We start from the raw sequence: 14,878 nt of genomic DNA on the forward strand, positions 1-14,878 counted from the left end.
CGGCCGGCCGCTGCCCGCGGCCGGCCGTCAGTCGGCGGTGTCCTCGCGCAGGACCCGCCCGTCACCGGCGTCCACGTCGACCGCCGTCGTACGGAACGACTCCTGGTCGACCACCTCCACCTGCCACACCGCCGTCCCGTCCGACTCCTCCAGCTCCGCCTTGACCGCCGTCCCCGGGCGCCGGTCGGTGGCCGCCTTCGCCGCTTCCGACGCGTCGGTCTCCGCCTCCTCCAGCACCGTCTTCCGCTCCTCGCGGTCGTCCCGTTCGTCGTCCGGCCGGTCGTCGGCGGGGCTGTCGGAGACGGCGCCGGAGGCCGCGTCGACCTGCCGGGCGACGGCCGAGCCGTCCTCCTCGGCCAGCGTGACCGTCCAGTGCGGAGCGTCCTGCTCGCTCCGGCCCAGCTCCACCGCGACCGGGCGGGCGTCCGGCTCGTCCTTGCCGGCCGCCTTCACCGCCTGGACCAGCGAGACGGTGGTGGCGGCGAGCAGCGCCTGGTTCTCCCGCGCGTCGTCGTCCATCGGAGTGGCGGTCTCCTCCTCCGACACGGTCGGCGACGGCGTCGGGGTCCCGCTCTGCGAGGTGCCGGGCGTCGTCCCCGTCTCCGGCTCGTTCCCGTCGGAGCACCCCGCCGCGCCCAGCGCCACCAGGGCCAGCAGAGCGGCGGCCGGGGCCCGGGAGGGGCGGCGGCGCGGAAAGCGGGGAGTGCTGCGGTTCATCGGGGGCCTCTCACAAGCGGAACGTCGTACTCCTAGCTCACTGACCCGAACCCGGGCCCGCAAACGGACCGCGACCCGGCGCACAGGCCACCCGGGGCGCGCCCCCGCACTCCCGCGCGCCCTACCCTCTCCCCATGACCCCCGACACGACCCTCGACGAGCTGGGCAAAGCCCCCTACGTCAGCCTCACCACCTTCCGCAAGGACGGCACCGGTGTCGCCACCCCCGTCTGGGCGGTGCGCGAGGACGACACCCTGTACGTCTGGACCCGCAGCGACTCCTGGAAGATCAAGCGCCTGCGTCGCGACCCGCGCGTGCGCGTCACCGTCTGCGACGTGCGCGGCAAGGTCGCCGAGGACGCGCCGCGCGCCGAGGGCACGGCCCGCCTCGTGGAGGACGCCGACGGGCTCAAGCGCCTCCGCAAGCGCTTCGGCCGCAAGTACCGCCTCCAGTTCTACGTCCTGGACATCGGCGGGATGATCGGCCGGCTCGGCAAGCGCCCGCACACCGGAGTCGCCATCACCTTCTGACCCGGCGGCCCCACGAAAAGCGCGCGTAGCCCCGCCGAAACACGCCTGGTGTTTCCTACCGGACCTGAGGAACCCCGCCCGGTGCTCCGGCGCCGGGCCTTCGGTCTGTTGGGGGCGGGCAGCGATGGCAGTGGCACAACTCCCGAGCGCGGCGGTCGACTTCGCGCGGTTCCTGACCGGGCTCACGGCCCGCCTCGACCGGCGGTCCGGGTGGCTGGCCGTCTTCCTGGAACGCGACCCCGACGGCATGGGGGCCTGCCTCGCGGGGAGCGAACTGCCGCCCTGGGACGTGGTCGACGCCCTGCTCCAGGACCTCGCCGCGGACCAGGGCGCGGCGGCGGCCCGTACCGAGGCGGCCACCGCCCGCGCGCTGCACGCCGCCGCCACCGCCGCGCACGACGGCGGGCCGGGCGCGGCCGCCGCCCTCGCCCGCCGGCTCGACGTGATGCTCCGCGAGCGGCGCTACACCGCCGAACGCCTCCGGGAACTCACCGCCCACCGCGCCACCGCCACCACCGAGGAGGCGGCCGCCGCCCTCGACGTCGACCTCGCCTGGGCCGAGGACGACCACCGGCGCGCCACCGCACGCTGCGCCGAACTCCGCGCCCGCGCCGACGCCCTCGCGGCCCCGGCCACCCCGGCCCCGCCCCCCGCCGCCCCCGAGCGCCCCACCTCGCAGGCCAAGCTGAGGAAACGCCCCCGGGGCGGCGCCCGCTTCGCGGGGATCGCCGAGGAGGCCGCCGAGCCGCCGGGCCCCGCCCCGGTCGCCCCGGCCCCCGCGGCCGCCGTCCGGGGTGCCCGCTTCGCCGGGGTGGCCGAACCGGCGGGGGAACCGGCGCAGCCGCGTCCCGGCCCCGAGGAGGCCCGCGCGGCCGGCGGCGCGGTCGCCCGGCTGCACGCCCTGCGGGCCCAGGGCCGGGGCGGCGAGGCGCACGTCCTCCTCGCCGAGCTGGCCGGCTGGCCCGCGCCCCGGCTGCCGCTGCTCGCCGCCGAACTCCACCGGGCCGGACTGGAGGCCGACTGGGCGACGCTGCTCTGGGAGGTGGCCACATCGCCCCCGGCCGCGCTGGTCGCCGCCGCCGACGCGCTGGCCGCCGCCGGGCGCGGCGCGGACGCCCGGCAGCTGCTGCGGCAGGGGGTGGCGCGGCCCGCCCCCGAGATCGCCGACGCCCTGCACCTGCTCACCGGCGACGGCCGCGAACGCCAGGCCCGCGCCCTCGCCGGGGCCTACCTCGCGGTCCGCTCGCCCGAGGACGCGGCGGGCGTCGCGCGCAGCGACCCGGACCGGCTGGTCCCGCTGCTGCTCGACGCGGCCCGGGGCGTCTCCGAGGAGCGGCACTGGGACCTGGTGCACGCCTTCCGGGTCGCCGGGGTCCTCGCCTGATCGGCGCCCCGGAGGCGGGTGCGCCCGCACGGGTGCCGAACGCGGCCGACTCAGGACGTGGGCGGAGATGGTCTTGCCCCGCGCCTGCGAGGGGCTTACGTTCGTCCTCCTACGTCCCTTCTACGGGCGTAGAAAGCCCTTGCTGACGACCGGTCGAAGGAGCACCCCATGGCCCCTGTCGTACGCGCAGCACTCGTCCAGGCGACCTGGACGGGCGACACCGAATCCATGATCGCCAAGCATGAGGAGTACGCCCGCGAGGCGGCCCGCGCCGGAGCCAAGGTGATCGGGTTCCAGGAAGTCTTCAACGCCCCCTACTTCTGCCAGGTCCAGGAGGCCGAGCACTACCGCTGGGCCGAGGCCGTGCCCGACGGGCCGACCGTCTCCCGGATGCGCGCCCTGGCCCGAGAGACCGGCATGGTCGTCGTGGTGCCGGTCTTCGAGGTCGAGCAGGAGGGCTTCTACTACAACACCGCCGCCGTCATCGACGCCGACGGCAGCTACCTCGGCAAGTACCGCAAGCACCACATCCCGCAGGTCAAGGGCTTCTGGGAGAAGTACTACTTCAAGCCCGGCAACCTCGGCTGGCCGGTCTTCGACACCGCCGTCGGCCGGATCGGCGTCTACATCTGCTACGACCGGCACTTCCCCGAGGGCTGGCGCCAGCTCGGCCTCAACGGCGCCCAGCTCGTCTACAACCCCTCCGCCACTTCCCGCGGCCTCTCCGCCTACCTCTGGCAGCTGGAGCAGCCCGCCGCCGCCGTCGCCAACGAGTACTTCGTCGCCGCCATCAACCGCGTCGGCCAGGAGGAGTACGGCGACAACGACTTCTACGGCACCAGCTACTTCGTCGACCCGCGCGGCCAGTTCGTCGGCGACCCCGCCGACGACAAGACCGAGGAACTCCTCGTCCGCGACCTCGACTTCGGCCTGATCGAGGAGGTCCGCAACCAGTGGGCCTTCTACCGGGACCGCCGGCCCGACGCCTACGAGGGCCTCACCGCGCCCTGACCGGCTCCACCGGACCCCCGGGCGCGGGCCGCCGCGCCCGGGCGCCCGCCCCCTGCACCGGTACCGGAGGGAACCCCATGAACCGTACGGTCATCCGCGGCGGCCTCGTCATCACCGCCGCCGACGAACTGCACGCCGACGTCCTCGTCGAGAACGGCCGGGTGGCGGCCCTCGCCGCCCACGGCACCGACGCGGCGGCCGGCTGGAGCGCCGAGCACGAGATCGACGCCACCGGGACGTACGTGATCCCCGGCGGCGTCGACGCCCACACCCACATGGAGATGCCGTTCGGCGGCACCCAGGCGTCCGACACCTTCGAGACGGGCACCCGGGCCGCCGCCTGGGGCGGCACCACCACCATCGTCGACTTCGCCATCCAGTCCAAGGGCGGCTCCCTGCGCGAGGGGCTCGACGCCTGGCACGCCAAGGCGGACGGGCAGTGCGCCGTCGACTACGCCTTCCACATGATCATGTCGGACGTGACCGCGGCCTCCCTCAAGGAGATGGACGCGCTCGTCGGCGAAGGCGTCACCTCGTTCAAGCTGTTCACCGCCTACCCGGGCGTCTTCCTCTCCGACGACGGCCAGATCCTGCGCGCCATGCAGCAGGCCGCCTCCAACGGCGGCCTGGTCATGACCCACGCCGAGAACGGCCTCGCCATCGACGTCCTGGTCGAACAGGCCCTGGCCCGCGGCGAGCGCGACCCGCGCCATCACGGGGAGGTCCGCAACGCCCTGCTGGAGGCCGAGGCCACCCACCGCGTCATCAAACTGGCCCAGGTGGCGGGCGCGCCGGTGTACGTCGTGCACGTCTCCGCCGAGGAGGCCGTCGCCGAACTGGCGCGCGCCCGCGACCAGGGGCTCCCGGTCTTCGGCGAGACCTGTCCGCAGTACCTCTTCCTCTCCACCGACAACCTCGCCGAGCCGGACTTCGAGGGCGCCAAGTACGTCTGCTCCACCCCGCTGCGGCCCAGGGAGCACCAGGCCGCGCTCTGGCGGGGGCTGCGCACCGACGACCTCCAGGTCGTCTCCACCGACCACTGCCCGTTCTGCTTCAAGGGGCAGAAGGAACTGGGCCGTAACGACTTCTCGAAGATCCCGAACGGCATGCCGGGCGTCGAGAACCGCATGGACCTGCTCCACCAGGCCGTGGTCGACGGCCACATCAGCCGCCGCCGCTGGATCGAGATCGCCTGCGCCGCCCCGGCCCGGATGTTCGGCCTGTACCCGAAGAAGGGGACCATCGCCCCCGGCGCCGACGCGGACATCGTCCTCTACGACCCGCGTGCCGAGCAGACCCTCTCGGCCGAGACCCACCACATGAACGTCGACTACTCGCCGTACGAGGGCAAGAAGATCACCGGCCGGGTGCGCACCGTGCTCTCCCGCGGGGTGCCGGTGATCGACGGCGGCCGGTACACCGGCCGGGCCGGCCAGGGGATGTACGTGCCCCGGGCCACCAGCCAGTACCTCGACTGAGCCGGGCGGGGGGGCACACAGCGGTGCGGCCCCGGGGACCGTGTCCCAGGGGCCGCCGCGGGGCCCGGACCTGACGGTCCGGAGGTGATCAGGAGTGCGAGGCGGTGGTGCTGGTGCCGGCGCCCTTGGGGCCGGCGAACTTGAAGTCGTTGAAGTAGTACGCCTTGCCGTGCTTGCCCTTGCCCTTGACGCCGCTGGCCGTCTTGTTGACCCAGGCGCCCTTCGGGCCGGCGAACTTGGTGACGTTCTTGTAGCTCGGGCCGCCCTTGCCGTGCTTGCCGTGCTTGTCCTTGCCGTGGGCCTCCACGGAACGCTTGCCGTGGTCGTGCTTGCCGTGCTTCCCGTGGAAGCCGGAGAGGACGAAGGACGAGGCCGCGCCCTTGGGGCCCGCCACCGCGGTGTGCTTGGCGTACGACGGGCCGTCAGAGGCGGCCGCCACGGAGGCACCGGCGAGGACGAGGGGGGCGACGACGGCGCCGACGGCGGCGGCCTTGAGGAGGTTGCGCATGAGAAACCTTTCGGAACTGCCAGACCCGCTACGAACGTGGCGGGCTTCAGAAGGAGTCTGCCGTTTTTCTTCACATTTGCGCGGAGTGAAACGGGCCCTTCATACGGATGGATCAGCAATGCGCGTGCGGCGTGAGGTCGATGGTGCGTGCAGCCGCCCCGGCCGCACCGGCCCGCACGACGCGCGTCGCGTGCTCCCTGCACGGCGCACCCCGCGCCCTACTGTGAAACGCCCCGCCACGGGCCGGGCCCCGCCCGCGCCCCGGACCACCAACTCCCACCGCCCGTACCGTCACCGAGGAGAGAGCTGGACATGGACTTCGGACTCGTTCTACAGACCGATCCCCCCGCGTCGACCGTGGTCGGGCTGATGCGCCGCGCCGAACGGAACGGCTTCCGCTACGGCTGGACCTTCGACTCGGCCGTGCTCTGGCAGGAGCCGTTCGTCATCCACAGCCGCATCCTGGAGCACACCAGCCGGCTGACCGTCGGCCCGATGGTCACCAACCCCTCCACCCGCACCTGGGAGGTGACCGCCTCCACCTTCGCCACCCTCAACGACATGTACGGCAACCGCACCGTCTGCGGCATCGGCCGCGGCGACTCCGCGATGCGGGTCGCCGGGCGCCCGCCCAACACCCTCGCCCGGCTCGGCGAGGCCGTCGACGCCATCCGCGACCTGGCCGAGGGGCGCGAGGCATCCGTCGGCGGCGAACCCATCCGGCTGCCGTGGGTCAAGGACGGCAGGCTGCCCGTCTGGATCGCCGCCTACGGCCCGAAGGCGCTCGCCCTCACCGGACAGCGCGGCGACGGCTTCATCCTGCAACTGGCCGATCCCTACCTCACCGAGTGGATGATCAAGGCCGTCCGCACCGCCGCCGCCGAGGCCGGACGCGACCCCGACGCCGTCAAGATCTGCGTCGCCGCGCCCGCCTACGTCGGCGACGACCTCGCCCACGCCCGGGAGCAGTGCCGCTGGTTCGGCGGCATGGTCGGCAACCACGTCGCCGACCTCGTCGCCCGCTACGGCGCCCACTCGGACATGGTCCCGGAGGCGCTCACCGCCTACGTCGAACAGCGGCAGGGGTACGACTACGCCCACCACGGCCGCTCCGGCAACCCCGACACCGCCTTCGTCCCCGACGAGATCGTCGACCGGTTCTGCCTGCTCGGCCCGGCCGAGGCACACATCGAGCGGCTCCGCGCCCTGCGGGACCTCGGCGTCGACCAGTTCGCCGTCTACGCCATGCACGACGCCCGCGAGGAGGTCATCGACGCCTACGGCTCGGCCGTCATCCCCGCCCTGAGCTGACCGGCGGCCAACTCGCCGCCGACGGCGGGCCGGTGGGGGGGCAGGACGCGGCGCCGGACCCCCGCCGGCCGTACGGCATGATCCCCGGCATGAGACTTCCGCGCCGGGCGCGCCTTCCGCTCCTCGTCCTCGTGCCGGCCCTGGCCCTCAGCGGCTGCGGCCTCGCCGCCGAACTGGAGCGCGAGGCCGACCCGGCGCGCACCTCCCGGCCGCCCACGCCCGACCCGTCGCCGACCCCGTCCGTACCGGAGGCGGAGGCGGCGCCGACCGCTCCCGAGGCCCCGCCGGCCGGTGACCCGGGTGCCGCCGAGGGCTGTCCCGCCTCCGGCTTCCGGGCCCTGGCGGCCGCCACCGACGCCGCGATGGGCCTGCGGGTGGGGAACGTGATCGTCTTCAACTGCGGGACGAAGACGCTGAAGCTGAAGGGCTATCCCGTGCTCCAGGTGCTCGACACGGAACGGGAGCCGATGGAGACCGAGGTGGTCGAGGGCACCCGCCGCATCTCCATGGGCCCCGAGGACCCCGGCCCCGGCCTCCTGGTCCTGGAGCCCGGCATGTCCGCCCGCTCCACGCTCGCCTGGCGCTACTGGGCCGTCGACCCCCACACGGGGAGCGGCCTCGGCGCGTACCTGCGGGTCGCTCCCGACAAGGAGACCGAGCCGCAGACGGTGGAGGTGGCCGACGGCGGGCTCGACGTGGGGGAGGGGGTGCTGGGGACCACCGCCTGGCAGTACGACATCAGCGAGGCGCCGCCGGAGCGCTCCTGAAGGCCGGGCGAACCGGGACAGAGTTACCGTGGGCGCAGGTCACGAGCGCTGGAGGCGGAACGCGATGCACGGTGAGTACAAGGTCCCCGGGGGCAAGCTGGTCGTGGTCGACCTCGACGACGACCACGGTGTGCTGCGCAACGTCCAGGTGGCCGGGGACTTCTTCCTGGAGCCCGACGAGGCGCTCGGCGCCATCGACGCCGCGCTGGAGGGCGTCCCGTCCGACACCGACGCCACCGGCCTCGCCGCCCGTGTCGAGGCCGCCCTGCCCGAGGGCACCGTCATGTACGGCATCACCGCCGAGGGCGTCGCCGTCGCCGTCCGCCGCGCGCTCGCCCACGCCACCGACTGGACCGACTACGACTGGCAGCTCATCCACACCGAGCCGCAGTCGCCCGCCCTGCTGATGGCCCTGGACGAGGTGCTCACCACCGAGGTCGCCGAAGGGCGCCGCCCGCCGACGCTGCGGGTCTGGGAGTGGGGCGGACCGGCCGTGATCATCGGCTCGTTCCAGTCCCTGCGCAACGAGGTCGACCCCGAGGGCGCCGCCCGCCACGGCATCGACGTGGTCCGCCGGATCAGCGGCGGCGGCGCGATGTTCGTGGAGCCCGGCAACACCATCACCTACTCCCTCTCCGTCCCCGCCTCCCTCGTCTCCGGCCTCTCCTTCGCCGACTCCTACGCCTACCTGGACGACTGGGTCCTCGGCGCCCTCGCCGACATGGGCATCAAGGCCTGGTACCAGCCGCTCAACGACATCGCCACCGAGGCCGGGAAGATCGCGGGCGCCGCCCAGAAGCGGGTGGTCGCCGGTGACGGGGCCGTGCTGCACCACGTGACCATGTCCTACGACATCGACGCCGAGAAGATGCTCGACGTGCTGCGGATCGGCAAGGAGAAGATGTCCGACAAGGGCACCACCTCCGCCAAGAAGCGTGTCGACCCGCTGCGACGCCAGACGGGCCTGTCCCGCGCCGACGTCATCGACCGGATGATCGGCTCCTTCCGCGACCGCTACGGCCTGAGCGAAGGCACCGTCACCGACCGGGAGACGGCCCTCGCCGAGGAACTGGTCCGCACCAAGTTCGCCACCGAGGAGTGGCTCGCCCGGATTCCCTGACGGGGCGCGGGAACAGCCGTTCGGGCCGGGCCGATAGCCTGCGGGGGAATCGGCACCGACAGCAAGGCGAGAGGCTGCATGTTCACCACGCGTCCCACCCTCCAAGGCACCTTCGGCATGGTCTCCTCCACCCACTGGCTCGCCTCGCAGTCCGCGATGGCCGTGCTGGAGGACGGCGGCAACGCCTACGACGCGGCCGTCGCCGCCGGATTCGTCCTGCACGTGGTGGAACCGCACCTGAACGGCCCGGCCGGCGAGGTCCCCCTGCTCCTCGCGCCCCACGACGGCGAGGTCCAGGTCCTCTGCGGCCAGGGCGTCGCCCCCGCCGGCGCGAGCGCCGCCCACTACCGCTCGCTCGGCCTTGACCTGGTCCCCGGCACCGGGCCCCTCGCCGCCGCCGTCCCCGGCGCCTTCGACGCCTGGATGCTCCTCCTGCGCGACCACGGCACCCGCACCCTCGCCGAGGTCCTCACGTACGCCATCGGCTACGCGGAGGACGGGCACGCCCCCGTCGAGCGGGTCACCGCCACCGTCGAGACGGTCCGCGACCTGTTCACCACCGAGTGGACCAGCTCCGCCGAGGTCTACCTGCCCGGCGGCGAGGCCCCCGCACCCGGCGAGCTGTTCCGCAACCCCTCCCTCGCCGCGACCTGGCGCCGCCTCATAGCCGAGGCCGAAGAGGCCGGCGGTGCCGACCGCGTCGCGCAGATTGAGGCGGCCCGCGCCGTCTGGCGCACCGGCTTCATCGCCGAGGCCCTGGTCCGCCAGGCCGCCCGGCCCACCATGGACACCACCGGCACCCGGCACACCGGCACCCTCACCGCCGAGGACCTGGCCGGCTGGTCCGCCTCGTACGAGGCGCCCGTGACCCACGACTGGCGCGGGTGGACGGTCTGCAAGGCCGGCCCGTGGAGCCAGGGGCCCAGCATGCTCCAGCAACTCGCCCTGCTCCCCGAGGAACTGCCCGCCTACGGCTCGGCCGACTACGTCCACCTGCTGGTGGAGGGCTGCAAGCTCGCCATGGCCGACCGCGAGGCCTGGTACGGCGACGCCGCCGAGGTGCCGGTGGGCGCGCTGCTCTCCGAGGAGTACAACGAGGAGCGGCGCGCGCTGATCGGCGACCGGGCCTCGCTGGAGCTGCGGCCCGGCAGCCCCGAGGGGCGCACGCCCGCGCTGGCTGCCCACGCCCGCGCGGTCGCCGCCGGGCGGTCCACCCACGCCACCGCGCCCGGCGCCGCCGGAGCGGGCGAGCCGACCGTGGCGCGCGACGGTGCGACCCGGGGCGACACCTGCCACCTCGACATCGTCGACCGCTGGGGCAACATGGTCTCGGCCACGCCCAGCGGCGGCTGGCTCCAGTCCAACCCGGTCGTGCCCGAACTGGGCTTCCCGCTCGGCACCCGGCTCCAGATGACCTGGCTCGACGAGGGCCTGCCCAACACGCTCACCCCCGGCGTGCGCCCGCGCACCACGCTGACACCGTCCATCGCCCTGCGCGACGGTGTGCCCGTGATGGCCTTCGGCACGCCCGGCGGCGACCAGCAGGACCAGTGGCAGACCCACTTCTTCCTGGCCGTCGCCCTGCGTGAGCCGGTGCGCGGCGGACTCGACCTCCAGGGCGCCATCGACGTCCCCAACTGGCACACCGACTCCTTCCCCGGCTCCTTCTACCCGCGCGAGATGGACCCCGGCGCCGTCACCGTGGAGTCCCGGACGGACACTGAGGTGGTCGAGGAGCTGCGCCGGCGCGGCCACCGCGTCACCGTCGGCGGCCCCTGGTCGGAGGGGCGCCTGTGCGCCGTCGCCCGCGACCCGCGCACCGGCGTCCTCTCGGCCGCCGCCAACCCGCGCGGCATGCAGGGGTACGCCGTCGGGCGCTGAGCCGGGCGCCGGAGCCCTGGGAGTTCACCGAGGCGCCGCCCGGCGTTGGCCCGGCCGTGCGGCGCTGTCGGTGCGGCATGGTCTGATGGGAGACATGATCGAACACTTCTCCGAACTGAGGGGATTCCTCGACCGCCACCTCGACGACGTCACCGAGGCCGTCCGGGAGGCGGCGGCCGCCGAGATCGTGCCGCGCTTCCGGCAGCTCGCCGAGGACGACGTGGTCCAGAAGTCCGGCCCGCACGACCTCGTCACCTCCGCCGACCGGCTCGCCGAACTGCGGCTCACCGACGCCCTCACCGCCCTCCTCCCCGGCTCCGCCGTCGTCGGCGAGGAGGCCGTCCACGCCGACCCGGCGGTGTACGGCGCCCTGGAGGGCGACGCACCCGTCTGGATCGTCGACCCGGTCGACGGCACCCGCCAGTTCGTCCACGGCGACCCGGGCTTCTGCACCCTGGTCGCCCTGGTGCGCGGCGGCGAGACCCTCGCCTCCTGGACCTACGCACCCGCCCTCGGCGAGCTGGCGATCGCCGTCCTCGGGGACGGCGCGACGCTGAACGGCACCCGGCTGGCCGCCGGTGCCCCCGCCGACGGGGCACTCCTGGATATCGCCACCTCCCACCCGGACTTCACCACGCCCGCGCAGAAGGAGGCCCTGCTCGGCCTGCGGGCGCCGGGTGTCGCGCCGCGCCCCTGCGGCTCGGCCGGGCTGGAGTACCTGGCGGTGGCGCGCGGCACCGGCGACGCGACCGCCTTCTCCTGGGAGGCCGCCTGGGACCACGCTGCCGGGCTCCTGCTGGTCACCGAGGCGGGCGGCGCCCACCTCACCCGCGACCGCGTCCCCTTCCGCTACCGGGGAGGCAACGCCCTGCCCTTCACGGCCGCCCGCGACCTGGCCACGGCCGAGCGGGTGGTGAAGCTGCTGGGCGGCTGAGCGGGGCGCGGGCGCCACGGCCCCGGCGCGTCAGGCGTCCACCACGGCGCGCACCTCGCGGACCAGCCCGGCCGCCGCCTCGACCGCCCCGGCGTCCAGCGCGGTCAGACAGGCGGTGACCCGCTCCGCGAACCGCTCCGGCGTCCCCGGCAGCGCCGCCGTGGCCGCCAGGGCGCCCTTCTCGTTCAGCAGCCACCGCCGGTGATGGGCGTGGAGCGACTGCGTCAGCACGCCGAACGCCCGTGCCAGGCAGAGTGACACGTGCAGGCTGTCCCCGCCCGGCGCCGACTTCGCGGCCGACGCCACCGAGAACTCCGCCTCCCAGGCCGCCTCAGCCAGCGCCCGGCGCAGCGGCTCCGGATAGCCCGGCTCCTCGCACACCTGGTGCCGCAGCGCGGCCAGCTCGCCCGCCGGGTCGGCGAGAATCCGCCCGTACGCCACCTCACCGGCGTAGACCGGCGACCAGAAGCCCAGCGGGTGCCCGGCCTGCACCCCCACCTCGTACCGGCCCTCGCGGCAGTCCTGCCACACCCGCTCGACCCGGTCCAGGTCGCGCAGGATCCAGTCGACCGGTACGCCGTCCACCCGCAACCAGGCCCCGCCGTTGACCCAGGGGCCCCAGCCGCCGGGCCCGGCCACCTCCACCGGCGAGCCCTGCGCCGCGCAGGCCAGGGCGGCCAGGCGGCCGAGGTCGGGCGTGCCCCGGTAGTAGACGCCGAGGTCCCAGTCGGAGTCCGGGCGGTGGGTGCCGCGTGCCCGGCTCCCGCCGAGGACCACGGCCCGGACACCGGGCACGGCGGCCAGCTCCCGTGCCATCCGCGTGACCGGCTCCCACACCACGGGCGCGTCCGCGCCGCCCTCCGCCGTCCCCGTCATCGCGCCCTTCCGGCCGGGCGGCCCCGGCCCGGAGGCCGACGCCGCAGCTGAGACCGGGTTCCGGCCCCACGGCACCGTACCGGCGGCCCCGCGCGGGGCGCACCCGCATATCCTGGGCGTCCCGGCCCGGCCGACCTAGGAGTCCGCGCATGCCCACGCTGCTCGATGCCGTCGTCGTGGGCTCCGGGCCCAACGGACTGACCGCCGCCGTCGAGCTGGCCCGGCGCGGCATGGACGTCGCCGTCTTCGAGGCCAGGGACGGCATCGGCGGGGGAGCGCGCACCGAGGAGCTGACCCTCCCGGGCTTCCGCCACGACCCGTGCTCCGCCGCCCACCCCCTCGGCGCCACCTCCCCGGCCTTCGCCGCCCTGCCCCTGGAGCGGTACGGACTGCGCTGGCTCCACGGCGAACTGCCCATGGCCCACCCCTTCCTGGACGGCGGCCCGGCCGCCGTGCTGGCCCGCTCCGTCGGCGAGAGCGCCGCCTCCTTCGGCCCGCGCGACGCCGGTACGTACCGCAGGCTGATCGGCCCCCTGCTGCCGCGCTGGGAGGCCCTCTTCCGGGACTTCATGGCGCTGCCCTCCACCGCCCTGCCCCGCGACCCGCTCACCCTCGCCCGCTTCGGCCTGGCGGGCCTGCCCCCGGCCTCGCTGCTGCTCCGCCGCTTCCGGGACGAGCGCGCCCGCACCCTGCTCGCCGGGCTGGTCGGCCACATCATGGCCCCGCTCGGCGGCGTCGCCACCGGGGCCGTCGCCCTGGTCTTCGCCCTCGCCGCGCACGCCCGGGGCTGGCCGGTCGCCCAGGGCGGCTCGCAGGCGATCTCCGACGCCCTCGCCGGGCTCCTCACCGACCACGGCGGCACCCTCCACACCGGGTACGAGGTCAAGCGCCTGGACGACCTCCCGCCGGCCCGCGCCTACGTCTTCGACACCTCACCCACCGCGCTGGCCCGCATCGCCGGTCTCGGCGGGTACTACGACGGCTACCGCTACGGCGCCGGCGTCTTCAAGCTCGACTACGCGCTCGACGGCCCCGTCCCCTGGACCTCTCCGGACGCCCGCCGCGCCACCACCGTCCACCTCGGCGCGAGCGCCGGCGAGATCGGCGCGGCCCTGCGCGCCGTCTCCCGCGAGGACCGGCCGCCGTCCCCGCCGTTCCTCATCACCGTCCAGCCGAGCGTCGCCGACGCCACCCGCGCCCCCGAGGGCAAGCAGGTCTTCTGGGTCTACGGCCACGTCCCCAACGGCTGGAGAGGCGACCTCACCGACGCGATCGAACGCCGCCTGGAGGAGTACGCCCCGGGCTTCCGCGACCGCGTCCTCGCCCGCGCCACCGCCGGCCCGCCCGAACTGGCCGCCCGCAACGCCAACTACGTGGGCGGGGACATCGCCTGCGGCGCCGCCTCCGGCCTCCAGCTCCTCCTGCGCCCCAGACTCACCCTCTCCCCGCACACCACCCCGCACCCGGCCGTCTTCCTCTGCTCCTCGGCCACCCCACCGGGCCCCGGCGTCCACGGCATGTCCGGCCACAACGCCGCCAAGGCCGTCTGGCGCCACCTGCGGCGCCGCTGAACTCCCGCGCTTAGGCTCGCCCCATGACGGAGCTGACGCTGGTCAAGGGCAGCATCACCGAGCAGGACGTGGACGCGGTGGTCAACGCCGCCAACTCCTCGCTCCTCGGTGGCGGCGGGGTCGACGGCGCCATCCACCGGCAGGGCGGCCCCGAGATCCTCGCCGCCTGCCGTGACCTGCGCGCCTCCCACTACGGCAAGGGTTTGCCGACCGGCGAGGCCGTCGCCACCACGGCGGGACGGCTGCCCGCCCGGTGGGTCATCCACACGGTGGGCCCGGTCTGGAGCGTCTCCGAGGACCGCTCGCGGCTCCTGGCCTCCTGCCACCGCGAAGCCCTGCGCGTAGCCGGTGAACTGGGAGCGCGCACGGTCGCGTTCCCCGCCATCTCCACCGGCGTGTACCGGTGGCCGCTGGAGGACGCGGCCCGCATCGCCACCGAGACGGTACGGGCCACCCCGACCTCCGTGGAGGAGGTGCGGTTCGTCCTCTTCGACGACCGGGCGTACGAGGTGTTCGCCGCGCGCATCGGCTGACCGCCGGTGCCGCCGCGCCCGGCCCGGTTCGCCCCGAGGGGTGACACCGGGGCAGCGGGCGGGTCACCCGCCTGTGCGAACCCGCCCGCGCGTCTCCTTCCGCCGGGCCGGGCACCGGGCTCCGGCTGCCGTAACGATTCCCTTCAAGCGGGACCGGTCTCGTGGTGCCGGCGGCGGGTGCCGGGGGCGCCCGAGCGGCCGTTCGCGCGCTCCCGCACCTCGTACGGGACCCCGGTTCACGGCCTGCACGCTGGGCG

14 protein-coding genes are annotated in these 14,878 nt (G+C 74.8%); 11 read left to right on the top strand and 3 right to left on the bottom strand.

Annotated elements, in window-relative coordinates; genetic code table 11:
• Nucleotides 1-27: 27 nt before the first annotated feature.
• Entirely contained in the window at nucleotides 28-717 is a 690-nt protein-coding gene (locus IF45_RS0104440; protein WP_030305601.1) for a PepSY domain-containing protein, read from the bottom strand.
• A gap of 134 nt (nucleotides 718-851) precedes the next feature.
• Between IF45_RS0104440 and IF45_RS0104445 the strand changes: the two genes are divergently transcribed.
• From IF45_RS0104445 to hydA, 4 genes are all read left to right on the top strand, one after another.
• Complete coding sequence (locus IF45_RS0104445; RefSeq protein ID WP_003951860.1) at nucleotides 852-1,247, top strand: PPOX class F420-dependent oxidoreductase; 396 nt, start codon at nucleotides 852-854, stop codon at nucleotides 1,245-1,247.
• Between the two features lie 130 nt (nucleotides 1,248-1,377).
• On the top strand, nucleotides 1,378-2,631 hold the full coding sequence (locus IF45_RS0104450; protein WP_037637587.1) for a hypothetical protein: 1,254 nt from the start codon (nucleotides 1,378-1,380) through the stop codon (nucleotides 2,629-2,631).
• 168 nt (nucleotides 2,632-2,799) lie between these two features.
• Nucleotides 2,800-3,642 carry a nitrilase-related carbon-nitrogen hydrolase gene (locus IF45_RS0104455; RefSeq protein ID WP_003951862.1) on the top strand — a complete coding sequence of 281 codons (843 nt, stop codon included), beginning with the start codon at nucleotides 2,800-2,802 and terminating at the stop codon, nucleotides 3,640-3,642.
• A gap of 77 nt (nucleotides 3,643-3,719) precedes the next feature.
• Nucleotides 3,720-5,120, top strand: a complete 1,401-nt coding sequence (gene hydA, locus IF45_RS0104460) for a dihydropyrimidinase (protein ID WP_010640943.1) — start codon at nucleotides 3,720-3,722, stop codon at nucleotides 5,118-5,120.
• Nucleotides 5,121-5,208: 88 nt separating this feature from the next.
• Here hydA and IF45_RS0104465 read toward each other — a convergent pair whose 3' ends face one another.
• Nucleotides 5,209-5,628 (bottom strand): hypothetical protein, encoded by a 420-nt coding sequence (locus IF45_RS0104465; RefSeq protein ID WP_003951864.1) that lies wholly within the window; start codon nucleotides 5,626-5,628, stop codon nucleotides 5,209-5,211.
• Nucleotides 5,629-5,940: 312 nt separating this feature from the next.
• Between IF45_RS0104465 and IF45_RS0104470 the strand changes: the two genes are divergently transcribed.
• The 5 genes from IF45_RS0104470 to IF45_RS0104490 all read left to right on the top strand — a co-directional run bounded on the left by IF45_RS0104470 (nucleotide 5,941) and on the right by IF45_RS0104490 (nucleotide 11,641).
• Nucleotides 5,941-6,939 carry a TIGR03842 family LLM class F420-dependent oxidoreductase gene (locus IF45_RS0104470; protein WP_010640940.1) on the top strand — a complete coding sequence of 333 codons (999 nt, stop codon included), beginning with the start codon at nucleotides 5,941-5,943 and terminating at the stop codon, nucleotides 6,937-6,939.
• Nucleotides 6,940-7,028: 89 nt separating this feature from the next.
• Nucleotides 7,029-7,706: a DUF4232 domain-containing protein gene (locus IF45_RS0104475; RefSeq protein ID WP_165397659.1), complete on the top strand. Its 678-nt coding sequence runs from the start codon at nucleotides 7,029-7,031 to the stop codon at nucleotides 7,704-7,706.
• Between the two features lie 64 nt (nucleotides 7,707-7,770).
• Entirely contained in the window at nucleotides 7,771-8,826 is a 1,056-nt protein-coding gene (gene lplAB / locus IF45_RS0104480) for a lipoate-protein ligase LplAB (RefSeq protein WP_030305608.1), read from the top strand.
• A gap of 78 nt (nucleotides 8,827-8,904) precedes the next feature.
• On the top strand, nucleotides 8,905-10,707 hold the full coding sequence (locus IF45_RS0104485) for a gamma-glutamyltransferase family protein (protein WP_030305611.1): 1,803 nt from the start codon (nucleotides 8,905-8,907) through the stop codon (nucleotides 10,705-10,707).
• A gap of 94 nt (nucleotides 10,708-10,801) precedes the next feature.
• On the top strand, nucleotides 10,802-11,641 hold the full coding sequence (locus IF45_RS0104490; RefSeq protein WP_030305613.1) for an inositol monophosphatase family protein: 840 nt from the start codon (nucleotides 10,802-10,804) through the stop codon (nucleotides 11,639-11,641).
• Nucleotides 11,642-11,671: 30 nt separating this feature from the next.
• Here IF45_RS0104490 and IF45_RS0104495 read toward each other — a convergent pair whose 3' ends face one another.
• Entirely contained in the window at nucleotides 11,672-12,517 is an 846-nt protein-coding gene (locus tag IF45_RS0104495) for a nucleotidyltransferase domain-containing protein (RefSeq protein ID WP_030305614.1), read from the bottom strand.
• Between the two features lie 149 nt (nucleotides 12,518-12,666).
• Here IF45_RS0104495 and IF45_RS0104500 point away from each other — a divergent pair, with 149 nt between their 5' ends.
• Together IF45_RS0104500 and IF45_RS0104505 are read left to right on the top strand one after the other, a co-directional pair.
• On the top strand, nucleotides 12,667-14,088 hold the full coding sequence (locus IF45_RS0104500; RefSeq protein WP_030305616.1) for a phytoene desaturase family protein: 1,422 nt from the start codon (nucleotides 12,667-12,669) through the stop codon (nucleotides 14,086-14,088).
• Between the two features lie 23 nt (nucleotides 14,089-14,111).
• The gene (locus tag IF45_RS0104505) at nucleotides 14,112-14,621 is read left to right on the top strand and encodes an O-acetyl-ADP-ribose deacetylase (RefSeq protein ID WP_003951873.1); all 510 of its coding nucleotides are present in this window, start codon (nucleotides 14,112-14,114) and stop codon (nucleotides 14,619-14,621) included.
• Nucleotides 14,622-14,878 lie beyond the last annotated feature (257 nt).

Source organism: Streptomyces albidoflavus, from assembly GCF_000719955.1.
Taxonomy (GTDB): domain Bacteria; phylum Actinomycetota; class Actinomycetes; order Streptomycetales; family Streptomycetaceae; genus Streptomyces; species Streptomyces albidoflavus.